Origin of the sequence: Streptomyces sp. NPDC000594 (assembly GCF_040299965.1) — a bacterium.
GTDB lineage: Bacteria > Actinomycetota > Actinomycetes > Streptomycetales > Streptomycetaceae > Streptomyces.
Map to the genome: position 1 here is coordinate 48790 of NZ_JBEPCY010000036.1, position 22740 is coordinate 71529.

General features: G+C 71.5%; 20 protein-coding genes. 17 read left to right on the forward strand and 3 right to left on the reverse strand.

The window, feature by feature from the left end:
• Positions 1-405 precede the first annotated feature (405 nt).
• The 15 genes from pgsA (at position 406) to ABT354_RS31855 (ending at position 15819) form a co-directional block, all read left to right on the forward strand.
• A complete protein-coding gene (pgsA, locus tag ABT354_RS31785; protein WP_351500266.1) occupies positions 406-1080 on the forward strand; it encodes a phosphatidylinositol phosphate synthase in 675 nt (224 codons plus the stop codon).
• Complete coding sequence (locus ABT354_RS31790) at positions 1080-1988, forward strand: phosphatidylinositol mannoside acyltransferase (protein ID WP_351500268.1); 909 nt, start codon at positions 1080-1082, stop codon at positions 1986-1988. Before pgsA ends, ABT354_RS31790 begins: the two co-directional genes overlap by 1 nt.
• Positions 1985-3145, forward strand: coding sequence for a glycosyltransferase family 4 protein (locus tag ABT354_RS31795; RefSeq protein ID WP_351500201.1), 1161 nt, complete (start codon positions 1985-1987; stop codon positions 3143-3145). Before ABT354_RS31790 ends, ABT354_RS31795 begins: the two co-directional genes overlap by 4 nt.
• A gap of 51 nt (positions 3146-3196) precedes the next feature.
• The gene (locus ABT354_RS31800) at positions 3197-3742 is read left to right on the forward strand and encodes a hypothetical protein (RefSeq protein WP_351500203.1); all 546 of its coding nucleotides are present in this window, start codon (positions 3197-3199) and stop codon (positions 3740-3742) included.
• Between the two features lie 251 nt (positions 3743-3993).
• Complete coding sequence (gene pdxS, locus ABT354_RS31805; RefSeq protein ID WP_351500206.1) at positions 3994-4917, forward strand: pyridoxal 5'-phosphate synthase lyase subunit PdxS; 924 nt, start codon at positions 3994-3996, stop codon at positions 4915-4917.
• Positions 4917-5525 (forward strand): pyridoxal 5'-phosphate synthase glutaminase subunit PdxT, encoded by a 609-nt coding sequence (gene pdxT, locus ABT354_RS31810; RefSeq protein ID WP_351500208.1) that lies wholly within the window; start codon positions 4917-4919, stop codon positions 5523-5525. The genes pdxS and pdxT overlap by 1 nt, the downstream gene beginning before the upstream one ends.
• A 70-nt stretch (positions 5526-5595) precedes the next feature.
• The gene (locus tag ABT354_RS31815; protein WP_351500210.1) at positions 5596-6348 is read left to right on the forward strand and encodes a YebC/PmpR family DNA-binding transcriptional regulator; all 753 of its coding nucleotides are present in this window, start codon (positions 5596-5598) and stop codon (positions 6346-6348) included.
• A gap of 181 nt (positions 6349-6529) precedes the next feature.
• On the forward strand, positions 6530-7105 hold the full coding sequence (ruvC, locus tag ABT354_RS31820; RefSeq protein ID WP_351500212.1) for a crossover junction endodeoxyribonuclease RuvC: 576 nt from the start codon (positions 6530-6532) through the stop codon (positions 7103-7105).
• The gene (gene ruvA, locus ABT354_RS31825; RefSeq protein WP_351500214.1) at positions 7102-7713 is read left to right on the forward strand and encodes a Holliday junction branch migration protein RuvA; all 612 of its coding nucleotides are present in this window, start codon (positions 7102-7104) and stop codon (positions 7711-7713) included. The genes ruvC and ruvA overlap by 4 nt, the downstream gene beginning before the upstream one ends.
• Before the next feature lie 62 nt (positions 7714-7775).
• Positions 7776-8873, forward strand: coding sequence for a Holliday junction branch migration DNA helicase RuvB (gene ruvB / locus ABT354_RS31830; protein WP_351500217.1), 1098 nt, complete (start codon positions 7776-7778; stop codon positions 8871-8873).
• 162 nt (positions 8874-9035) lie between these two features.
• Entirely contained in the window at positions 9036-9500 is a 465-nt protein-coding gene (gene yajC, locus ABT354_RS31835; protein ID WP_351500219.1) for a preprotein translocase subunit YajC, read from the forward strand.
• Between the two features lie 143 nt (positions 9501-9643).
• Positions 9644-11476 carry a protein translocase subunit SecD gene (gene secD / locus ABT354_RS31840; protein ID WP_351500221.1) on the forward strand — a complete coding sequence of 611 codons (1833 nt, stop codon included), beginning with the start codon at positions 9644-9646 and terminating at the stop codon, positions 11474-11476.
• Between the two features lies 1 nt (position 11477).
• Positions 11478-12590 carry a protein translocase subunit SecF gene (gene secF, locus ABT354_RS31845; protein ID WP_351500223.1) on the forward strand — a complete coding sequence of 371 codons (1113 nt, stop codon included), beginning with the start codon at positions 11478-11480 and terminating at the stop codon, positions 12588-12590.
• Entirely contained in the window at positions 12587-13129 is a 543-nt protein-coding gene (locus ABT354_RS31850; protein WP_351500225.1) for an adenine phosphoribosyltransferase, read from the forward strand. Before secF ends, ABT354_RS31850 begins: the two co-directional genes overlap by 4 nt.
• A 194-nt stretch (positions 13130-13323) precedes the next feature.
• A complete protein-coding gene (locus tag ABT354_RS31855) occupies positions 13324-15819 on the forward strand; it encodes a RelA/SpoT family protein (protein WP_351500228.1) in 2496 nt (831 codons plus the stop codon).
• 64 nt (positions 15820-15883) lie between these two features.
• On the opposite strand, the gene ABT354_RS31860 is transcribed toward ABT354_RS31855, so the two are convergent.
• The 3 genes from ABT354_RS31860 to ABT354_RS31870 all read right to left on the reverse strand — a co-directional run bounded on the left by ABT354_RS31860 (position 15884) and on the right by ABT354_RS31870 (position 20343).
• The gene (locus tag ABT354_RS31860) at positions 15884-17512 is read right to left on the reverse strand and encodes a peroxidase family protein (RefSeq protein WP_351500230.1); all 1629 of its coding nucleotides are present in this window, start codon (positions 17510-17512) and stop codon (positions 15884-15886) included.
• Between the two features lie 644 nt (positions 17513-18156).
• Positions 18157-19386 (reverse strand): DUF349 domain-containing protein, encoded by a 1230-nt coding sequence (locus ABT354_RS31865; RefSeq protein WP_351500232.1) that lies wholly within the window; start codon positions 19384-19386, stop codon positions 18157-18159.
• 162 nt (positions 19387-19548) lie between these two features.
• Positions 19549-20343: a peptidylprolyl isomerase gene (locus tag ABT354_RS31870; protein ID WP_351500234.1), complete on the reverse strand. Its 795-nt coding sequence runs from the start codon at positions 20341-20343 to the stop codon at positions 19549-19551.
• 159 nt (positions 20344-20502) lie between these two features.
• On the opposite strand from ABT354_RS31870, the gene ABT354_RS31875 reads away from it, so the two are divergent.
• Positions 20503-21210, forward strand: a complete 708-nt coding sequence (locus ABT354_RS31875) for an MBL fold metallo-hydrolase (RefSeq protein WP_351500236.1) — start codon at positions 20503-20505, stop codon at positions 21208-21210.
• A gap of 13 nt (positions 21211-21223) precedes the next feature.
• Complete coding sequence (gene hisS, locus ABT354_RS31880) at positions 21224-22486, forward strand: histidine--tRNA ligase (protein WP_351500238.1); 1263 nt, start codon at positions 21224-21226, stop codon at positions 22484-22486.
• Positions 22487-22740: the final 254 nt, after the last annotated feature.

Genomic DNA, 22740 nt, shown 5'->3' on the forward strand with positions numbered 1-22740 from the left:
CCGCCCGCGGTCGTACGGGTCCATATGAGCCGTGTGAGCCGTGTGATCTGTGTGAGTCGCGTGAGCCGGCCGGGCCCGGAGGGACCGGTCACCGGTCGTCCTTCGAGCTTTCCACTCCGGCGGTACCCCGTCCATACATCGGACACCACCCGGGGCGTCCGGAAGCCGTCCGACGGCCGGATCCCGGCCCCGTACACGCCCCCCACCATGGCTTCGCGCCCCCGCCGGCCGCCCCCGCCGCGCCCCGCCGCACCGGGCGCGGAGCGGGGCGCGGGACGGGCGCGCGCACCCCGCCGGACCGGGTCCCGGCGGTACGGCGGCCCGGTCCTGGCTACGATGGGCCAGCCGGGCGTGCCGATGGGCCACCCGGCCCACCGAGAGAACCCGAAGAACCCCGGGAAGGCCATGCTGAACAAGTACGCGCGTGCATTCTTCACGCGTGTCCTCACTCCGATCGCCGCGTTCCTCCTCCGCCGTGGCGTGAGCCCGGACGCGGTCACCCTCGTCGGAACGGCCGGAGTGATGGCGGGTGCGCTGGTCTTCTTCCCCCGGGGAGAGTTCTTCTGGGGCACCATCGTCATCACCCTGTTCGTCTTCTCCGACCTGATCGACGGCAATATGGCCCGTCAGGCGGGCATCTCCAGCCGCTGGGGGGCGTTTCTCGACTCCACCCTCGACCGGGTCGCCGATGGCGCGATCTTCGGCGGATTCGCCCTCTGGTACGCGGGTCAGGGCGACAACAACGTCCTCTGCGCGGTCGCCATCTTCTGTCTGGCGAGCGGCCAGGTCGTCTCGTACACCAAGGCCCGCGGCGAGGCCATCGGCCTCCCCGTCGCCGTCAACGGCCTGGTCGAACGGGCCGAGCGACTGGTGATCTCGCTGGTCGCCGCCGGACTGGCCGGTCTGGCCGGCTTCGGCGTCCCCGGCATCGAGATCCTGCTGCCGATCGCCCTGTGGGTGGTCGCCGTGGGCAGTGCCGTCACCCTCGGCCAGCGGGTGGTCACCGTCCGCCGGGAGTCCGCCGAGGCCGACGCCGCCGCCGCCGAGGCCGCCCGCCAGAGCGAGGCCGAGGCGAAGTGATCCGCGACCGCCTCACCGACGGCCTCTACGGCATGGGCTGGAGCGCGGTCCGCAGACTGCCGGAGCCCGTGGCCGCACGGCTGGGGCGGAGCCTCGCGGACGCGGCCTGGCGCCGGCGCGGCCCCGGCGTCCTCCGGCTGGAGGCCAATCTCGCCCGGGTGGTGCCGGACGCCGGACCCGAGCGCCTCGCCGCCCTCACCCGCGCCGGGATGCGCTCGTACACCCGGTACTGGATGGAGTCCTTCCGGCTGCCGGTCCGCAGCGCCGAGAGCATCCGCCGGGATGTCGAGATCAAGGATCTCCACCATCTCACCGACGGCCTCGCCGCCGGCCGGGGCGTGATCCTCGCCCTGCCGCACCTGGCCAACTGGGACCTCGCCGGCGCCTGGGTCACCCGTGCCCTCGACACCCCCTTCACCACCGTCGCCGAACGGCTCAAACCGGAATCCCTCTACGACCGGTTCGTCGCCTACCGCCGCTCCCTGGGCATGGAGGTCCTGCCGCACGCCGGCGGCGCCGCCTTCGGCACCCTCGCCCGCCGGCTGCGCGCGGGCGGCCTGGTCTGCCTGGTCGCCGACCGCGACCTCACCGAATCCGGTGTGGAGGTCGACTTCTTCGGCGAACCGGCCCGGATGCCCGCCGGACCCGCCCTCCTCGCCCAGCAGACCGGGGCGCTGCTGCTCCCCGTCACCCTCTGGTACGGGGACGAGCCCCGGATGTACGGGAGGGTCCACCCGCCCGTCGAGGTCCCCGGTGAGGGCACCCGCGCCGAGCGCTCCGCCGCCATGACCCAGCAGCTGGCCGACGCCTATGCCGCCGGGATCGCGGAGCACCCCGAGGACTGGCACATGCTGCAACGGCTGTGGCTCGCGGATCTGGAGCCCCGCCCCCGGAAGGCCCGCACATGAAGATCGGCATTGTCTGCCCGTACTCCTGGGACGTACCCGGCGGCGTCCAGTTCCACATCCGGGACCTCGCCGACCACCTCATCCGCCTCGGCCACCAGGTCTCCGTCCTGGCCCCCGCCGACGACGACACCCCGCTGCCGCCGTTCGTGGTCTCCGCGGGCCGGGCCGTCCCGGTGCCCTACAACGGCTCCGTCGCCCGGCTGAACTTCGGCTTCCTCTCCGCCGCCCGGGTGCGCCGCTGGCTCCATGAGGGCACCTTCGACGTGATCCACATCCATGAGCCGACCTCCCCCTCACTGGGGCTGCTCGCCTGCTGGGCGGCGCAGGGTCCGATCGTGGCCACCTTCCACACCTCCAACCCCCGCTCCCGGGCGATGATCGCCGCCTATCCGATCCTCCAGCCCGCGCTGGAGAAGATCAGCGCCCGGATCGCCGTCAGCGAGTACGCCCGGCGCACCCTGGTGGAACACCTCGGCGGCGACGCCGTCACCATCCCCAACGGCGTCGATGTCGGCTACTTCGAGAAGGCCGAACCCAAGAGCGCGTGGCAGGGCGGCACCATCGGCTTCATCGGCCGGATCGACGAACCCCGCAAGGGGCTCCCCGTCCTGATGAAGGCGCTCCCCGCGATCCTCGCCGCCCGCCCCGGGACCCGGCTGCTGGTGGCCGGGCGCGGCGACGAGGAGGAGGCGGTGGCCTCGCTGCCCCGCGAGATGCGCGGCGCCGTCGAGTTCCTCGGCATGATCAGCGACGAGGACAAGGCACGGCTGCTGCGCAGCGTCGACCTCTATGTGGCGCCCAACACCGGCGGCGAGAGCTTCGGCATCGTCCTGGTCGAGGCGATGTCCGCGGGCGCTCCCGTCCTCGCCAGCGACCTCGACGCCTTCGCCCAGGTCCTCGACCAGGGCGCGGCCGGGGAACTCTTCGCCAACGAGGACGCCGGGGCGCTCGCGGAGGCGGCCGTCCGGCTCCTCGGCGACCCCGAGCGCCGCGCCGGACTGCGCGCCCGGGGCAGTGCCCATGTGCGCCGCTTCGACTGGTCCACGGTGGGCGCGGACATCCTCGCGGTGTACGAGACGGTCACCGACGGCGCCTCCTCGGTGGCCACCGACGACCGGCCCACGCTCCGCACCCGGCTGGGACTCGCCCGCCACTGACCCCCGGGGGCTGCGACCGACCCCCCGGGGCCGCCGGTAGCCTTGCCGACCGTGACCGCAACGCTCATCTGGATCCTTCTCGCCCTGCTCGCCATCGGCATGTATCTGAGCTGGACCGCCGGGCGGCTGGACCGCCTGCACACCCGTATCGACGCGGCCCGCGCCGCCCTCGACGCGCAGCTGCTGCGCAGGGCCTCGGTCACCCAGGAACTCGCCAGCTCCGGGGTGCTGGACCCGGCCGCCTCGATCGTCCTGTACGAGGCGGCGCACGCCGCCCGGCAGGCCGAGGAGGAGCACCGCGAGGTCGCCGAGAGCGAGCTGAGCGCCGCCCTGCGCGCGGTCTTCTCCGATCCGGCGCAGGTCGAGGCGGTGCGCGCGGTCCCCGGTGGCGAGGAGGCCACCACCGAACTGGGCCAGGCGGTCCGCCGGGTGCCCATGGCCCGCCGCTTCCACAACGACGCGGTACGGGCGGCGCGGGCGCTGCGCCGGCACCGCAAGGTCCGCTGGTTCCGGCTGGCGGGGCATGCGCCCTTCCCGCTCGCGGTGGAGCTGGACGACGAGCCCCCGGCGGCCCTGGCGGAGCGCCCCGTCGGCTGAGCCGCGCCCGGATCCCGGGCCGCACCACGGTCGCTCGGGGTCGCTCGGGGTCGCACCACGGTCGCCCGGGCGGGCCACTGTGCGGGCCACCTCACCCGTACACCCCCCGTACACCGGGACGGAACGATCCACCGCCTTTCCATTGGCCCTTGCAGTGGACTGGTCCCCGGAGGTTGCATCGTTTCCGCACCCGGATCGCCCACCGACGCGCCGGACGCATCCCATCCGTCGTTCCCCCCGTGAGGTACCCCGTGTCCAGCACGCTCCCCACCACCCCGAACCTTTCCGAGGCCCCCGCCACCGGCACCGCCCGCGTCAAGCGCGGCATGGCCGAACAGCTCAAGGGCGGCGTCATCATGGATGTGGTCGACGCCGCGCAGGCGAAGATCGCCGAGGACGCGGGCGCGGTCGCCGTCATGGCCCTGGAGCGGGTCCCCGCCGACATCCGCAAGGACGGCGGCGTGGCCCGGATGTCCGACCCCAACATGATCGAGGAGATCATCGAGGCGGTCTCCATCCCTGTCATGGCCAAGTCCCGCATCGGCCACTTCGTCGAGGCCCAGGTCCTCCAGTCGCTCGGCGTCGACTACATCGACGAGTCCGAGGTGCTGACCCCCGCCGACGAGGTCAACCACTCCGACAAGTGGGGGTTCACCACCCCCTTCGTCTGCGGTGCCACCAACCTGGGCGAGGCGCTGCGCCGGATCGCCGAGGGCGCCGCCATGATCCGCTCCAAGGGCGAGGCCGGCACCGGCAATGTCGTGGAGGCCGTCCGCCATCTGCGCCAGATCAAGAACGAGATCGCCCGGCTGCGCGGCTACGACGACCATGAGCTGTACGCCGCCGCCAAGGAGCTGCGCGCCCCCTACGAGCTGGTCAAGGAGGTCGCCGGGCTGGGCAGGCTGCCGGTGGTCCTCTTCTCCGCCGGCGGGGTGGCCACCCCCGCGGACGCCGCGCTGATGCGCCAGCTCGGCGCCGAGGGCGTCTTCGTGGGCTCCGGCATCTTCAAGTCCGGCGACCCGGCCAAGCGCGCCGCCGCCATCGTCAAGGCCACCACCTTCTACGACGACCCGAAGGTCATCGCGGACGCCTCCCGCAACCTCGGCGAGGCCATGGTCGGCATCAACTGCGACACCCTCCCCGAGGCCGAGCGCTACGCCAACCGGGGCTGGTAGTGACCGGCGCACCCGGGACCGGCGCGCCCGTGATCGGCGTCCTGGCGCTCCAGGGCGACGTACGCGAACATCTGACGGCTCTGGCCGCGGCGGGCGCCACCGCCGGGCCGGTCCGCCGCCCCGGGGAGCTGGCGGAGGTGGACGGCCTGGTCATCCCCGGCGGCGAGTCCACCACCATGTCCAAACTGGCCCATCTCTTCGGGATGATGGAGCCGCTGCGCGAGCGGGTCCGCGCCGGGATGCCCGTCTACGGCAGCTGCGCCGGTCTGATCATGCTCGCCGACAAGATCCTGGACCCCCGCTCGGGGCAGGAGACCATCGGCGGCATCGACATGATCGTCCGCCGTAACGCCTTCGGGCGGCAGAACGAGTCCTTCGAGGCGTCCGTCGAGGTGACGGGGGTCGCCGGGGGACCCGTGGAGGGTGTCTTCATCCGCGCCCCCTGGGTCGAGTCCACCGGTGCCGCGGTCGAGGTACTGGCCGAGCACGACGGCCATGTCGTCGCGGTCCGCCAGGGCCGTGCGCTGGCCACCTCCTTCCATCCGGAGCTGACCGGCGACCACCGGGTCCACCGGCTCTTCACCGACATGGTGCGCGCGGCCCGGTGACCGGACCCCGGTAGGATCGCTGCCGAAACGCATTCTGTGCGGCATTGGGTAACGCGAAGGAGACAGGCAGATGTCCGGCCACTCTAAATGGGCTACGACGAAGCACAAGAAGGCCGTGATCGACGCCAAGCGTGGCAAGCTCTTCGCGAAGCTGATCAAGAACATCGAGGTCGCGGCCCGGATGGGCGGGGCGGACATCGACGGCAACCCCACGCTCTTCGACGCCATCCAGAAGGCGAAGAAGCAGTCGGTCCCGAACAAGAACATCGACTCCGCGCTCAAGCGCGGCGCGGGTCTTGAGGCCGGTGGCGCCGACTACGAGACGATCATGTACGAGGGCTACGGCCCCAACGGTGTCGCCGTCCTCATCGAGTGCCTCACGGACAACCGCAACCGCGCCGCCTCCGATGTCCGGGTCGCCATGACCCGCAACGGCGGCTCCATGGCCGACCCGGGTTCGGTGTCGTACCTCTTCCACCGCAAGGGCGTCATCATCGTCCCCAAGGGTGAGCTGACCGAGGACGACGTCCTGGGCGCGGTCCTGGACGCGGGCGCCGAGGAGGTCAACGACCTCGGTGAGTCCTTCGAGGTGCTCAGCGAGGCCACCGACCTGGTCGCGGTCCGCACCGCGCTCCAGGGCGAGGGCATCGACTACGACTCCGCCGAGGCCAACTTCGTCCCGACCATGCAGGTCGAGCTGGACGAGGAGGGCGCGCGCAAGATCTTCAAGCTGATCGACGCCCTGGAGGACAGCGACGACGTGCAGAACGTCTTCGCCAACTTCGATGTCTCCGACGAGGTCATGGCCAAGGTCGACGACTGATCTCCGCCACCGGGACCACGGCACGGGCCGACGGGACGCCATGCGCGCCCCGTCGGCCCGCTGTTGTCCGCTGTTGTTCTGGGGTGCCCGACTCCCCGCTCCGCCGCCGTGCGGCATCGTCCGACGCGTTGTCAGTGCCGGGCGGTAGCCTGCGCAAACAGATGAGCGAAGGAGGGGCGGCGTGCGTGTGCTCGGGGTGGACCCAGGGCTGACCCGGTGCGGTGTCGGTGTGGTCGAGGGGGTGGCGGGCCGCCCGCTCACCATGATCGGTGTCGGGGTCGTCCGCACCCCATCCGACGCCGACCTCGGCGCCCGGCTGGTCGCCGTCGAGGAGGGCCTGGAGCGCTGGCTGGACGAGCACCGTCCGGACCGGGTCGCCGTCGAGCGGGTCTTCAGCCAGCACAATGTGTCGACGGTCATGGGCACCGCCCAGGCCAGCGCGGTCGCCATCCTCTGTGCGTCGCGGCGGGGCATCCCCGTCGTCCTGCACACCCCCAGCGAGGTCAAGGCCGCCGTCACCGGCTCGGGGCGGGCCGACAAGGCGCAGATCGGGGCCATGGTCACCCGGCTGCTGCGGCTGGCCGCCCCGCCGAAGCCCGCCGACGCCGCCGACGCCCTCGCCCTGGCCATCTGCCACATCTGGCGTTCCCCCGCGCAGAACCGCCTCCAGCGCGCGGTCGCCGAGCACGCCGCCCGGCACCCCGGCCGGCCCGCCCCCGGCGCCGCCCCGCGCCCGTCGAAAGGCCCCACCGCATGATCGCCTCCGTGAGCGGCCGGGTCGCCGCCCTCACCCCCACCACCGCCGTCGTCGAGGTCGGCGGGATCGGGATGGCCGTCCAGTGCGCGCCCGCCACCCTCGCCGGGCTGCGGATCGGCGAGGAGGCCGCGCTCGCCACCTCCCTGGTGGTCCGCGAGGACTCCCTCACCCTCTACGGCTTCGCCGACGACGACGAGCGCCAGGTCTTCGAGCTGCTCCAGACCGCCAGCGGGGTCGGCCCCCGGCTGGCCCAGGCGATGCTCGCCGTCCACAGCCCCGACGCCCTGCGGGCCGCCGTCGCCACCGGCGACGAGAAGGCCCTGATCGCCGTCCCCGGGATCGGCAAGAAGGGCGCCCAGAAGCTGCTGCTCGAACTGAAGGACAGGCTCGGTGAGCCGGTGGGCGTCCCCGTGGCCCGCCGGGGCGCCCAGGCCGCCCCCTCCTGGCGCGACCAGCTCCACGCCGCCCTCGTCGGCCTGGGCTATGCCCCCCGCGAGGCCGAGGAGGCCGTGGAGGCCGTCGCCCCCCAGGCCGAGGCCGCCGGGGCCACCCCGCCGGTGGGCACCCTGCTCAAGGCCGCCCTCCAGACCCTCAATCGCACCCGCTGACCGGCGCCCCGCCCGCTCCCGCCCCGCGGCCCCGCCGCCCGACTCCTTGAGGCACATCCGCAGTGAACTGGGACGACACCACCTCCGGCCCCGACGACGACCTCACCGCCCCCGGTGGGCGGCTGGTCGGCCCCGCCACCGACGGGGAGGAGCAGGCCGTCGAGGCGGCGCTGCGGCCCGCCTCGCTCGGTGAGTTCGTCGGTCAGGAACGGGTCCGGGAACAGCTCGACCTGGTGCTGAAGGCCGCCCTGGCCCGGGGCGCCACCGCCGACCATGTGCTGCTCTCGGGCGCCCCCGGGCTGGGCAAGACCACCCTGTCGATGATCATCGCGGCGGAGATGCAGGCCCCCATCAGGATCACCTCGGGCCCCGCCATCCAGCACGCCGGGGACCTCGCCGCGATCCTCTCCTCCCTCCAGGAGGGCGAGGTCCTCTTCCTGGACGAGATCCACCGCATGTCCCGGCCCGCCGAGGAGATGCTCTACATGGCGATGGAGGACTTCCGGGTCGACGTGATCGTCGGCAAGGGGCCCGGCGCCACCGCCATCCCGCTGGAGCTGCCCCCGTTCACCCTGGTCGGGGCCACCACCCGGGCCGGGCTGCTGCCCCCGCCGCTGCGCGACCGCTTCGGCTTCACCGGGCATATGGAGTTCTACGACCCCGCTGAGCTGGAGCGCGTCGTCCACCGCTCGGCCCGCCTCCTCGATGTGGCGATCGACACGGCGGGCGCGGCCGAGATCGCCGGACGCTCCCGGGGCACCCCCCGTATCGCCAACCGGCTGCTCCGCCGGGTCCGCGACTACGCCCAGGTCAAGGTGGACGGCCGGATCACCCGTGAGGTGGCTTCCGCGGCCCTGCGGGTGTACGAGGTGGACCACCGCGGACTCGACCGGCTGGACCGTGCCGTCCTGGAGGCCCTGATCAAGCTGTTCGGCGGCGGCCCGGTGGGGCTCTCCACCCTCGCCGTGGCGGTGGGGGAGGAGCGGGAGACCGTCGAGGAGGTCGCCGAGCCCTTCCTCGTACGGGAAGGGCTGCTGGCCAGGACGCCGCGCGGGCGGATCGCCACTCCCGCGGCCTGGGCCCACCTCGGACTGGCCGCCCCGCAGTCCGCGCAGGGTACCGGAGGGGCGGGGGGACAGACGGGGTTGTTCGGCGCGTGACGGCGCGGAGACTGCCGTTGCGGGAACCGGGGTGGGATGCTGGGCGTTGTTCCATCGATACGGACTCGCTTAGACTCCGCCGATGCCGACCCTCCGGGTCGGCGTGCCCACCCCCGTAGATAGGCCGCCGAGCGACGCGGTCGTGCGAAGGAAGTTTCTTCCGTGGATCCCATTGCCCTTCTCCCCTTCATCATCCTCATCGGGGCCATGTTCCTGATGACCCGGTCCGCCAAGAAGAAGCAGCAGCAGGCCGTGCAGATGCGCGACTCGATGCAGCCGGGCTCCGGGGTCCGCACCATCGGGGGGATGTACGCGACCGTCAAGGAGGTGCACGACGACACCGTGCTCCTTGAGGTCGCCCCGGGCGTCCACGCCGTGTACGCGAAGAACTCGATCGGTGCCGTCCTCGACGACGAGGAGTACAACCGCATCGTTCACGGCGACGAGCCCGGCGAGGACACCCCGGCCGTCCCGGACGACCTCTCCTCGCTGACCGGCGACGGTGACGACTCCGGCGCGCCCGCGATCGATCTGGCCAAGAAGCCCGAGCCCACCGACGCCGTCCAGGGCGACAAGCCCGAGGAGGACAAGGACGGCAAGGACGGCAAGGCCGACGGCGGAAAGTAGCCAGGTTCGGGGGCCCGTGGTACCGCCGGTGCCACGCGGTCCCCTGGTCGTGTTGACTTCTGCGGGGGCAGGTCCCCACAACACTTCGTGGCCGCTCCGGGGCATACCCGGCGCGGAGCGGTTGGACAGGGAGAAACGAGAAGGTGGCAGCACCGAACAGGGGCCGAAGGCCCGCGGGGGGTCAGGGGAAGCCGGGGCGCACCCTGGTACTGATCCTGATCGCTCTGGTCGCGCTGACCGGCGGTATGTTCGCGACCGGCGACACCACGCCGCGTCTGGGCATCGACCTCGCGGGCGGTACGACGATCACGCTCAAGGCCAAGGCGGAGCCCGGCAAGGAGAGCGCGGTCAATGAGACCAATATGAACACCGCGGTCGGCATCATCGAGCGGCGTGTCAACGGTCTCGGCGTCTCCGAGGCGGAGGTCCAGACCCAGGGCCGCGAGCACATCATCGTGAACATCCCCAAGGGGACCGACTCGAAGCAGGCCCGGGAGCAGGTCGGCACCACCGCCCAGCTCTACTTCCGCCCGGTGCTCACGGCCGCCCCCGGTGGTCCGGTACCGCAGCAGCCCGCCCCCGCCGAGTCCGGCAAGCCGAAGGCCGAGGGCGAGAAGGCCGAAGGCGACAAGGCCGAGGGCGCGAAGGACGAGAAGGCTGAGGACGGCGCCAAGGAGACCCCCGCCGGCGAGCCGAGCGGCGTCCCGAGCGCCCAGGGCCGGGCCGTCACCGACGCCCTCACCAACGACCCCTCGCCCGGCGCCTCCGCCGGCGCCGAGGGCGACAAGGCCGAGGGCACGAAGGCCGACGGCGACAAGGACCCCAAGGGCACGGCCACGCCGAAGCCCGAGACCCCCGCCGACAAGGACATGGCCGCTCTCCAGGCCGCGTTCACCACGCTGAACTGCGAGAACAAGAACCAGCGCGGCAAGGTCAGCGACAACGCCCGGCCCGAGAAGCCCATGGTCGCCTGTGGCAAGAACAGCGCCGACCAGTGGGAGAAGTACATCCTCGGCCCGGCCGAGGTCGAGGGCAAGGACGTCGACGAGGCCAAGGGCCAGTTCGACCAGCAGCGCGGCATCTGGATCGTGACCATGGACTTCACCAAGTCCGGGTCGAAGAAGTTCCAGAAGATCACCAGCACGCTCTCCAAGCAGCAGTCGCCGATGAACCAGTTCGCCATCGTCCTCGACGGCGAGGTCATGTCGGCGCCGCAGGTCAACCAGACCCTGACCGCGAACGCCGAGATCTCCGGCAGCTTCAACCAGCAGTCCGCCCAGGACCTGGGCAACATGCTCTCCTACGGCGCCCTGCCGCTCACCTTCCAGGAGGAGAGCGTCACCACCGTCAGCGCCGCCCTCGGCGGTGAGCAGCTGCGTGCCGGTCTGATCGCCGGTGCCATCGGCCTCGCCCTGGTCATCATCTACCTGGTGGCCTACTACCGCGGCCTGGCGGCCATCGCGATCCTGAGCCTCCTGGTCTCGGCCGCGCTGACCTATGTGCTGATGGCGCTGCTCGGCCCGGGTATCGGCTTCGCGCTGAACCTGCCGGCCGTCTGTGGTGCCATCGTCGCCATCGGTATCACAGCGGACTCGTTCATCGTCTACTTCGAACGGGTCCGGGACGAGATCCGCGAGGGCCGCACCCTGCGCCCGGCCGTGGAGCGTGCCTGGCCCCGGGCCCGGCGCACCATCCTGGTCTCCGACTTCGTGTCGTTCCTCGCCGCCGCGGTGCTCTTCATCGTCACCGTCGGCAAGGTCCAGGGCTTCGCCTTCACCCTCGGTCTGACCACCCTGCTCGACGTGGTCGTGGTGTTCTTCTTCACCAAGCCGCTGATGACCCTGATGGCCCGGACGAAGTTCTTCGCCAGCGGCCACCCGTGGTCCGGACTGGACCCGACCCGCCTCGGTGTCCAGCCCCCGCTGCGCCGCTCGCGCCGGACCACCGTCGGCCCCATCGACCCGAAGGAGGCGTGAGATGTCGCGTCTCGGCACCATTGGCGCCCGGCTCTACCGCGGCGAGATCGGCTATGACTTCGTCGCCAAGCGCAAGTTCTGGTACGGCGTCTCCATACTGATCACCATCGCCGCCATCGTCGGTCTCGCGGTGCGCGGTCTCAACATGGGCATCGAGTTCAAGGGCGGCGCGGTCTTCACCACGCCCAAGACCTCGGTCTCCGTCACCCAGGTCCAGGAGACCGCCACCGAGACCTCCGGCCATCACGCCATCGTCCAGAAGCTGGGCAATGGCACGCTGCGCATCCAGGTCAGCGAGCTGGACACCCAGCAGGCCAACACCGTCCAGACGGAGCTGGCCAAGGATCTCGGCATCGCCTCCGAGAAGATCAACGCGGAGCTGGTCGGCCCCAGCTGGGGTGAGGAGATCGCCAACAAGGCCTGGACCGGCCTCGGGGTCTTCATGATCCTGGTGGTGATCTATCTCGCCATCGCCTTCGAGTGGCGAATGGCGCTCGCGGCACTGATCGCCCTCATCCACGACCTCACGATCACGGTGGGTGTGTACGCCCTCGTGGGCTTCGAGGTCACCCCGGGCACGGTGATCGGTCTGCTCACCATCCTCGGCTACTCCCTCTACGACACCGTCGTCGTCTTCGACGGTCTCAAGGAGGGTGCCGTGGGGATCACCAAGCAGACCCGCTTCACCTACAGCGAGCTGGCCAACCGCAGCCTCAACGGCACGCTGGTGCGGTCCATCAACACCACCGTGGTCGCGCTGCTGCCCGTCGCCGGTCTGCTCTTCATCGGCGGTGGCTTCCTCGGCGCGGGCATGCTGAACGACATCTCGCTGTCGCTCTTCGTCGGCCTCGCGGCCGGTGCCTACTCCTCGATCTTCATCGCCACCCCGCTCGTCGCCGACCTCAAGGAACGCGACCCGCAGATGAAGGCCCTGCGCAAGCGGGTGCTGGCCAAGCGCGCGGCGGCGGAGCGGGACGGCTCCCCCGGCACCGGGTCCGAGGACGACGCGCCCGACGCACCGCTGGGCGACCCGGCGGCGGCCGGCGCCGGCGGCGGCCTGGTCACCCCGCGTGCCGACCGCGGCCGGGGCCGCTCCTCGGGACGGCGCCGATGACCGGCGAGGCCCGGCAGCTGCTCCTCAGCCGCATCCGGGACGTGCCCGACTATCCGCAGCCGGGGGTGGTGTTCAAGGACATCACCCCGCTGCTGGCGGACCCGGAGGCGTTCTCGGTGCTCACCGAGTCCCTCGCGGAGCTGTGCGTCCGCCATGGCGCCACCAAGATCGTCGGTCTGGAGGCCCGGGGCTTCATCCTGGGCGCCCCGGTCGCGATCCGTGCCGGTCTGGGCTTCATCCCCGTCCGCAAGGCGGGCAAGCTCCCCGGGGCGACGCTCTCCCAGGCGTACGAGCTGGAGTACGGCACCGCCGAGATCGAGGTGCACGCCGAGGATCTGGCCACGGGCGACCGGGTCATGATCATCGACGATGTGCTGGCCACCGGTGGCACCGCCGCCGCGGCGATGGAGCTGATCCGCCGGGGCGGCGCCGATGTCGCCGGTCTGGCGGTCCTCATGGAGCTGGGCTTCCTCGGCGGACGGGACCGGCTGGCGCCCGCGCTGGCGGGAGCCCCGCTGGAGGCGCTGCTCGCGCTCTGAGACACCCTGCGGCCCGCCGGTGGTCCCCTCTCCCAGGGGCCCCGGCGGGCCGCCGCTCTCCACGGCCCCTGGGGCCCCGGGAATGCCGGGACCCCAGGGGTCTGTTTTCCCCTCTGGGGCAGCAGCACGGCGGGGTCGATACGATGGCCTCTCCGGACCTGCCCGGGGGAGCCGGAACCGCACGAGGAGCTCTCTTGCCAGACGAGGCCCGTCCCGCCACCGCCGCGCAGCCCGACCGCAAGGCCGACCCGGCCGCGCCGGCCTCTCCCGCGCCCGCGCCGACCCCGGGCGAGAAGCCCCGTGGACACACCCTGTCCGGCGCCTCCCCCGTCTCCGCGCGCCCCGCCGCCAAGCCGGCGCCCCGGCCGTCGTCGGGGGGCGGCCCCCGGGGGGCCGCCGCCTCCTCCAACCGCGTCCGGGCCCGCCTCGCCCGGCTCGGTGTGCAGCGCTCCTCCCCGTACAACCCGGTCCTGGAGCCCCTGCTGCGGATCGTCCGCGGCAACGATCCCAAGATCGAGACCTCGACGCTGCGCCAGATCGAGCGGGCCTACCAGGTCGCCGAGCGCTGGCACCGGGGTCAGAAGCGCAAGAGCGGCGACCCGTACATCACCCATCCCCTCGCCGTCACCACCATCCTCGCCGAGCTGGGCATGGACCCGGCGACGCTGATGGCGGGGCTGCTCCACGACACCGTCGAGGACACCGAGTACGGCCTGGACACCCTCCGCCGGGACTTCGGCGACCAGGTCGCCCTGCTGGTGGACGGCGTCACCAAGCTCGACAAGGTCAAGTTCGGCGAGGCCGCGCAGGCGGAGACCGTGCGCAAGATGGTCGTCGCCATGGCCAAGGACCCCCGGGTCCTGGTCATCAAGCTCGCCGACCGGCTGCACAACATGCGCACCATGCGCTACCTCAAGCGGGAGAAGCAGGAGAAGAAGGCCCGCGAGACCCTGGAGATCTACGCCCCGCTGGCGCACCGGCTGGGCATGAACACCATCAAGTGGGAGCTGGAGGACCTGGCCTTCGCCATCCTCTACCCCAAGATGTACGACGAGATCGTGCGGCTGGTCGCCGAGCGCGCCCCCAAGCGGGACGAGTACCTGGCGATAGTGACCGACGAGGTCCAGTCCGATCTCCGCGCCGCCCGGATCAAGGCCACCGTCACCGGGCGCCCCAAGCACTACTACAGCGTGTACCAGAAGATGATCGTGCGGGGCCGGGACTTCGCGGAGATCTACGATCTGGTCGGCATCCGGGTGCTGGTCGACACGGTCCGTGACTGCTATGCGGCGCTCGGCACCGTCCACGCGCGATGGAACCCGGTCCCCGGCCGGTTCAAGGACTACATCGCGATGCCGAAGTTCAATATGTACCAGTCGCTCCATACGACGGTCATCGGACCCAACGGCAAGCCGGTCGAACTCCAGATCCGTACCTTCGACATGCACCGCCGGGCCGAGTACGGCATCGCGGCGCACTGGAAGTACAAGCAGGAGGCGGTCGCCGGGGCGTCCAAGGTGCGCACCGACGTGCCCCGGAAGTCCGGCAAGGACGACCATGTCAACGACATGGCGTGGCTGCGGCAGCTGCTCGACTGGCAGAAGGAGACCGAGGACCCCTCGGAGTTCCTGGAGTCGCTCCGCTTCGACCTCTCGCGCAACGAGGTCTTCGTTTTCACGCCCAAGGGCGATGTCATAGCGCTGCCCGCCGGGGCGACCCCGGTGGACTTCGCCTACGCGGTCCATACCGAGGTCGGCCATCGCACCATAGGCGCCCGGGTGAACGGGCGGCTCGTCCCGCTGGAGTCCACCCTGGACAACGGCGATCTGGTCGAGGTCTTCACCTCCAAGGCCGAGGGCGCGGGCCCGTCCCGCGACTGGCTCGGCTTCGTCAAGTCCCCGCGCGCCCGCAACAAGATCCGTGCCTGGTTCTCCAAGGAGCGCCGGGACGAGGCGATCGAGCAGGGCAAGGACGCCATCGTGCGGGCGATGCGCAAGCAGAACCTGCCGATCCAGCGCATCCTCACCGGGGACTCGCTGGTCACCCTCGCCCATGAGATGCGCTACCCGGACATCTCCTCGCTGTACGCGGCGATCGGCGAGGGTCATGTCGCGGCCCAGGGCGTGGTGCAGAAGCTGGTGCAGGCCCTCGGCGGCGAGGAGGCCGCCAACGAGGACATCGCCGAGTCCGCGCCGCCGTCCCGGGGCCGGAACAAGCGGCGCTCCAACGCCGACCCGGGTGTGGTGGTCAAGGGCGTCGAGGACGTCTGGGTGAAGCTGGCGCGCTGCTGCACCCCGGTCCCCGGCGACCCGATCATCGGGTTCGTCACCCGGGGCAGCGGGGTCTCCGTCCACCGTGCCGACTGTGTCAATGTCGACTCCCTGTCGCAGCAGCCGGAGCGGATCCTGGAGGTCGAGTGGGCGCCCACCCAGTCCTCGGTCTTCCTGGTCGCCATCCAGGTCGAGGCGCTGGACCGGTCCCGGCTGCTGTCGGATGTCACCCGGGTCCTGTCGGACCAGCATGTGAACATCCTGTCGGCGGCGGTGCAGACCTCCCGGGACCGGGTCGCCACCTCCCGTTTCACCTTTGAGATGGGCGATCCCAAGCATCTCGGGCATGTGCTGAAGGCGGTCCGGGGCGTCGAGGGCGTCTATGACGTGTACCGGGTGACCTCCGCCCGCCGTCCCTGACGGCGCCCCGTCGGGCCCCCGGGCGGGGCCGCCGCCGTGCCGGACACGGCGGCGGCCCCGGACCTCATCCGGCCGTGGGGTCCTGGGCGCCGGACGCCTGGGTACCGGGCCCGTCGGCACCGGGCTCCTGGACGCCCTCGGCCGCCGGGAAGGGCCCGTCGCCCAGCGGGTTGATCCGGTTCACGTCACCGTCGAAGGCGAAGAGCAGCAGATCGCCCATGGTGAAGGTCCCCTTGCGGTGGGCGGGCAGGGTGGGCCGCCAGCCGCGCTGCTTGACGATGGAGCTGCGGCTGCCCTCCATCGAGCGGTGGAAGACCTCGGCCACCAGCCGGCCGCCCACCCCGGTCAGCAGACCCGGATGGCGCCGGTTCACCTCCGCCTCCCGCAGGATGTAGAACCACAACGGGGTGTGCGCGACCAGCTCGGCCCGCTCGGCGGCGGTGAGGCCGTCCAGCCGGGCGCCCCCGGCCCCCTCGACGATCTGCCGCTCGGTCAGCGGCCGGATGCCCATCTGGGCGGCGAGCTGGGGCCCGGTCGCCAGCTCCACCATCGCCGCCCGCGCGAGATTGCGGAAGGCGAGATTGCGGTGGTGGGCCGGGGGAGCGGGCCGCCCGCGCCCGTCGAAGCTCCCCGACGGCAGTGCGGTCAGCGGGTCGACCATCAGGGTGTCGATCCGTTTCGCCACATTGGACTCGGCCGCCGGAAGGACCAGATCGGGCCGGCCCACCGCGCCGAAGTCGAACAGCCGGCGGAAGTCGGCGATCCAGTTGCTGGGGAGCCGCAGATTGGGCCCGGAGTTGGGATCTTCGAGGTCGCTCAGATCGTCGGGGCCGGGGGAGAGGTTGCCGGCCGTACCGCTGAACCGGAAGAGGGCCCCCAGGGTCGCGATCCCGCCGGGCCCACCCGCCCGGAAGACCCGGTTCCACTGGTAGGCGCCCCGGACCATGCTGTGCCCGAAGCGATAGGCCGCCACCGAGAATTCGATGGGCATCGTCGGATGGTCCCCCGGCCGCCCCCGGCCGGGCACCTCGAAGTGACGGCGGCCATGGGTGAAGACATCCTCCACGATGGCCGGGTCCACCACCCGGGGCAGGAAGTCGGTGCGCAGGACCCACTGGTAGTGCTTGACCACCAGATCCCGGGCGGCGCGGAAGACCGCCGCCGGGGGCAGCCCGCTCGCCGACAGCCGCTCGTGCACCCGGTTGTGGAAGTGGATGAAGGCCAGATGCAGCTGGCCCACGATCAGATTCTCGTCGTTGCGGCCGTCCGGGACCAGCGGCGCCCGCCGGTCCGCCTGGGTCCCCGGGGCCGTCGCCCCCGCCCTCGGCAGGTCGAAGCCCTTCTGGTCGGTGTTGGCGGGCGGGAAGGCGGGCGGGAAGGGGACACCCAGCGCGTCCCCCGTCCGCAGCCGCCCGTCGGCCTCGTAGAAGCGGCTGCTCGACGGGTGCGCGGGGCCCAGACCGTAGAGGCTGTCCAGATCGAGCGCGGGGGAGCGGCCCTGGAGCAGCTCCTCCACCGGCACCGGGTCGCCCAGCGCCACCTGGGTGGCGTCCAGCGTCAGATCGTGGTCGACGAACTGCCCCAGATAGGTGAACCCGGCCGGGACACCCGGCTGGTCGGGGTCGGGTGCCGTCCCGTTCCCGGTGGTCATGGCCTCGGCGATCTTTATCCGCAGACCCTCGCTGATCTGCACGCCTTTTCCGCGGCTGAGCCGCGAGAATCGAAAAGCCAGCTGGGATTCGGCGGCGGTCGGAATGCGGGCCTGTGATCCACCTCGGCCGTTGGATTCAAGAATGCGTCCGTCGTCGATGACGAAATAGCTCTCACGCTGGTGCCGGTGCACGTCGGTCCCCGTTCTGTCCCCCGAAGCCGCAAGGGTTTCCACCCCTGCGGCCGGTCACTGCTCTGTCATTCGGGAAGACGAACGAGCAACGAGAAGAGTTGCCCAGGAGAGGGTCCACCGCGTGATAGAAAACGGTAATTGTCGTGCTCATGAATTTATGGAAATCCTGCCCCGGGAATCCGGATGGAAGCGTTTTCCCAGCGACCGGCAGAAAGCCGGGGATTCCGGATGCCCCCACCGGGGGACATCGCCCGGGGCCGTTCCCCGCCGAAAAAAGAACCCCCTCACGGGAGGGCCGGCAGCCCCTTCCGGCCCTCCCGGGTGACGAGACCCGTTCGACCCTCCCGGGTGACGAGACCCTTCCGGCCCACCCGTACCGGGAACAGCGTGAGGGCCCCGTACCCACCCGGTACGGGGCCCTCACACGCGCTCCCGGCGCCCGCCATCAGCAGGCGGCGCCCAAGCAAGTCAAGCGGGTCAAGCGGGTCCAGCGGTCACCCGCCGAACTCCTCCAGCCCCTTCAGCGCCTGGTCCAGCAGGGCCTGACGGCCCTCCAGCTCCTTCGCCAGCTTGTCCGCACGGGCGTTGTTGCCCGCCGCCCGGGCGGTGTCGATCTGACCGCGCAGCTTGTCCACGGCCGCCTGGAGCTGACCCGTCAGACCGGCGGCACGCGCCCGCGCCTCCGGGTTGGTCCGGCGCCACTCCGTCTCCTCGGACTCCTGGATCGCCCGCTCCACGGTGTGCATCCGGCCCTCGACCCTCGCCCTGGCGTCCCGGGGCACATGGCCCACGGCCTCCCAGCGCTCGTTGAGGGTGCGGAAGGCCGCCCGTGCCGCCTTCAGATCCGTCACCGGCAGGAGCTTCTCGGCCTCGGTCGCCAGCTCCTCCTTGAGCTTGAGGTTCTCCCCCTGCTCGGCGTCCCGCTCCGCGAAGACCTCACCGCGCGCGGCGAAGAACACGTCCTGCGCCCCGCGGAAACGGTTCCACAGGTCGTCCTCGGCCTCCCGCTGGGCGCGGCCGGCCGCCTTCCACTGCGTCATCAGATCCCGGTAACGGGCGGCCGTCGGACCCCAGTCGGAGGAGCCGGAGAGCGCCTCCGCCTCGGCGACCAGCTTCTCCTTCGCCTTGCGGGCGTCCTCGCGCTGCGCGTCCAGCGAGGCGAAGTGGGCCTTGCGGCGCTTGGAGAAGGCCGAGCGCGCGTGGGAGAAGCGGTGCCACAGCTCGTCGTCCGACTTGCGGTCCAGCCGGGGCAGCCCCTTCCAGGTGTCCACCAGCGCGCGCAGCCGCTCGCCCGCCGACCGCCACTGCTCACTGGCGGCCAGCTCCTCGGCCTCGGTGACCAGCTCCTCCTTGGCCCGGCGGGACTCGTCGTGCTGCTTCGCCCGCTCGGCCCTGCGCTCCTCGCGGCGCTTGTCGACCGTCTCCACCAGCGCGTCGAGCCGCTTGCCCAGCGCGTCCAGATCGCCGACCGCGTGATGCTCGACCACCTGCTCCCGCAGATGACCGATCGCGGCCTGCGCGTCCTTGGCCGACAGATCGGTGGTCTTCACCCGCCGTTCGAGGAGGTCGATCTCGACCACCAGGCCCTGGTACTTGCGCTCGAAGTAGGCCAGCGCCTCCTCAGGCGTCCCGGCCTGCCACGATCCGACGACCTGCTCGCCGTCGGCGGTACGCACGTACACGGTGCCCGTCTCATCGACGCGGCCCCACGGGTCGCTGCTCACAGCGCCTCCTCCACCTGATACCCGCGCGGGCTCCCGCCCCCGGGCATCGTCCACAGTTTCCTGGGGCGGGCTGCGCCCGCCCTGCACAACGCCAATCTAGGCGACCGGTCGCCCGCCTGTCCGCACTCAGCACGGCCGAAATTCCCCGCCCGCCGGACGGGGTCACTTCTTGGTGACAGTGGCCTTCTTGACGGTGACCTCGGTCTTCGGCGGTCCGTCGGGCGCACCGGTGCCGGTACCGCCCTTGGCGACCTTCTCCAGGGCCTTGACACCCGCGGCGTCGATCGTGCCGAACGGGGTGTAGGCCGGCGGGAGCTTGCTGTCCTTGTAGACAAGGAAGAACTGGCTGCCGCCGGTGTTCGGCTGGTTGGTGTTGGCCATCGCCACCGTGCCCTTGGGATAGGTCACCGTGCCGTCGGCGCCCGCCTTGCCGAGCCCGTCCAGATTCTCGTCCGGGATGTTGTAGCCGGGACCCCCGGTGCCGTCGCCCTTGGGGTCACCGCACTGAAGGACGAAGATGCCGTCCGTGACGAGTCGGTGACACTTCGTGTTGTCGAAGTATCCGTCCTTCGCCAGCGCGTGGAACGAGTTGACGGTACGGGGCGTCTTCGCCGCGTCCATGGTGAAGCCGATCGCGCCCTGGCTGGTGTCCAGGGCCATCGTGTACTTCGCCTTTTTGTCGATCGACATCTTCGGCTCGGGCTTCTTCTTCTCCGCGGGGGGAGTGGGCGCCGCCGACTCCTTCACGGTGGACTTCCCCTGGGCCGCCGAGTCCTTGTCGTCCCCGCTGAACATCCCGGTCGCGGCAGCGGTCGCCCCCGCGGCCAGTACCACCGCGAGCGCCGCGGCGATCATCGCCGTGCGCTGCTTCCTCTTCCGGGCCTGGGCGCGCCGCCGCTGCTGGCGCTCGAACTTCTCTCGGGCAAGCTGCCGCCGCCGCTGCTCGCTGGTGACCACCGGGTCTTCTCCCTCGTTCCTCTGTGCCGTGCGTGGCGTGTGCCCGTACCGTATACGGGTTGGCTGTGGAGCGAGCAGCGCCGGTAGGCTCTGATCTGCCGCAATTCAAGCCACGGACATCACTTTCCCTGTCCGCCGCAACCACATTCGAGGACGAACGTGCTGATTGCCGGGTTCCCCGCCGGGGCCTGGGGGACCAATTGCTATCTGGTCGCCCCCGCCGCGGGCGAGGAGTGCGTGATCATCGACCCCGGTCATCAGGCCGCCGAGGGCGTCGCCGAGGCCGTGCGCAAGCACCGGCTCAAGCCGGTCGCCGTCGTGCTCACCCACGGTCATATCGATCATGTCGCCTCGGTGGTCCCGGTCTGCGGCGCCCATGATGTGCCCGCGTGGATCCATCCCGCGGACCGCTACATGATGAGCGACCCCGAGAAGGCGCTCGGGCGCTCACTGGGCACGCAGCTGATGGGCGAGCTGACCGTGGGTGAGCCCTCGGACCTGCGGGAGCTGACCGACGGCGCCCGGCTGGAGCTGGCCGGTCTGGAGCTGACCGTGGCGCACGCGCCCGGCCATACCCAGGGGTCGGTGACCTTCCGGCTGCCCGAGAGCACCGAGGTCCCCTCGGTCTTCTTCTCGGGCGACCTGCTGTTCGCCGGCTCCATCGGCCGCACCGACCTGCCCGGTGGCGACCACGACGCGATGCTCCGGTCGCTGGCACGGGTGTGCCTGCCGCTGGAGGACTCGACCGTGGTGCTGTCGGGACACGGTCCCCAGACGACCATCGGCCGTGAGCGCGTCTCCAACCCCTATCTGCGAGATGTGGCCGACGGCCTCGGGAGCACGGACGCTCCCCGACGAGGAATGTGACGAGAGAAACCCTGTGAGCACCTTTCAGGCCCCCCGGGGCACCTATGACCTGCTGCCCCCCGACTCCGCCACCTTTCTGGCGGTCCGCGAGGCCATCGCCGCCCCGCTGAGGAACGCGGGCTACGGCTACATCGAGACCCCCGGCTTCGAGAGCGTCGAGCTGTTCGCCCGCGGTGTCGGCGAGTCCACCGACATCGTCTCCAAGGAGATGTACGCCTTCGAGACCAAGGGCGGCACCCAGCTGGCGCTGCGCCCCGAGGGCACCGCCTCCGTGCTGCGCGCCGCCCTGGAGGCCAACCTCCACAAGCAGGGTGTGCTGCCGGTCAAGCTCTGGTACTCCGGCTCGTACTACCGCTACGAGAAGCCGCAGAAGGGCCGCTACCGCCACTTCTCCCAGGTCGGCGCGGAGGCGATCGGCGCCGAGGACCCGGCGCTCGACGCCGAGCTGATCATCCTGGCCGACCAGGCGTACCGCGCGCTGGGGTTGCGCCACTTCCGGATCCTGCTCAACTCCCTCGGCGACCAGGAGTGCCGCCCGGTCTACCGCGAGGCGCTCCAGGACTTCCTGCGCGGACTCGACCTGGACGAGGAGACCCGCCGCCGGGTGGAGATCAACCCGCTGCGGGTCCTGGACGACAAGCGTGCCGAGGTCCGCAGGCAGCTGGTGGGCGCCCCCTCGCTCCGCGACCACCTCTGTGACGCCTGCCGGGCGTACCACGGCGAGGTGCGTGAGCTGCTGACCGAGGCGGGTGTCTCCTTCGAGGACGACGAGCGGCTGGTGCGCGGGCTCGACTACTACACCCGTACCACCTTCGAGTTCGTCCACGACGGCCTCGGCTCCCAGTCCGCGGTCGGCGGCGGCGGACGGTACGACGGCCTCTCCGAGATGCTGGGCGGCCCGGCGCTGCCCTCCGTGGGCTGGGCCCTCGGGGTCGACCGCACCGTTCTCGCCCTCCAGGCCGAGGGGGTCGCCCTGGAGCTCCCGACGCCCACCAGCGTCTTCGCCGTCCCGCTCGGCGAGGACGCCCGCCGGGCCCTCTTCGGCGTGGTCACCGGCCTGCGCCGGGCGGGCGTCGCCGCCGACTTCGCCTATGGCGGGCGGGGGCTCAAGGGCGCGATGAAGGTCGCCCACCGCAGCGGTGCCCCCTATGTGATCGTCGCCGGTGAGCGCGATCTCGCCGAGGGCATCGTCCAGCTGAAGACCATGGAGACCGGGGAGCAGCGGCCCGTACCGCTCTCCACCGTGGTGACCGAGCTGACCGCCCTGCTGGGCTGAGACACCGGGCACAGGGAAGTACGGGAACACGGGGACACGGGAACACGGCAGGGGGACGGCCCCGGGCATCGCGCCCGGGGCCGTCCCGCTGTTCCCGGCGGGGGTACGTCAAGCGCGCACCCGTCCCTCACCCCGGCGGCCCCCACCGCGTCCGGTGGCCCGATCGGCCCTGTTCGCCGCCGTCGGCCGGGGGCATGCTGGAGATCGGCGGGGCCGGGCGCGGACGGAGCGCACGGCCGGGGGTGCGGCAGAAT

What these genes read in the sequence shown, in the direction of transcription:
- pgsA (WP_351500266.1), top strand. Translation starts at nt 406, where the DNA reads ATGCTGAACAAGTACGCGCGTGCATTCTTCACGCGTGTCCTCACTCCG.
- ABT354_RS31795 (WP_351500201.1), top strand. Translation starts at nt 1,985, where the DNA reads ATGAAGATCGGCATTGTCTGCCCGTACTCCTGGGACGTACCCGGCGGC.
- ABT354_RS31815 (WP_351500210.1), top strand. Translation starts at nt 5,596, where the DNA reads ATGTCCGGCCACTCTAAATGGGCTACGACGAAGCACAAGAAGGCCGTG.
- ruvA (WP_351500214.1), top strand. Translation starts at nt 7,102, where the DNA reads ATGATCGCCTCCGTGAGCGGCCGGGTCGCCGCCCTCACCCCCACCACC.
- secF (WP_351500223.1), top strand. Translation starts at nt 11,478, where the DNA reads ATGTCGCGTCTCGGCACCATTGGCGCCCGGCTCTACCGCGGCGAGATC.
- ABT354_RS31850 (WP_351500225.1), top strand. Translation starts at nt 12,587, where the DNA reads ATGACCGGCGAGGCCCGGCAGCTGCTCCTCAGCCGCATCCGGGACGTG.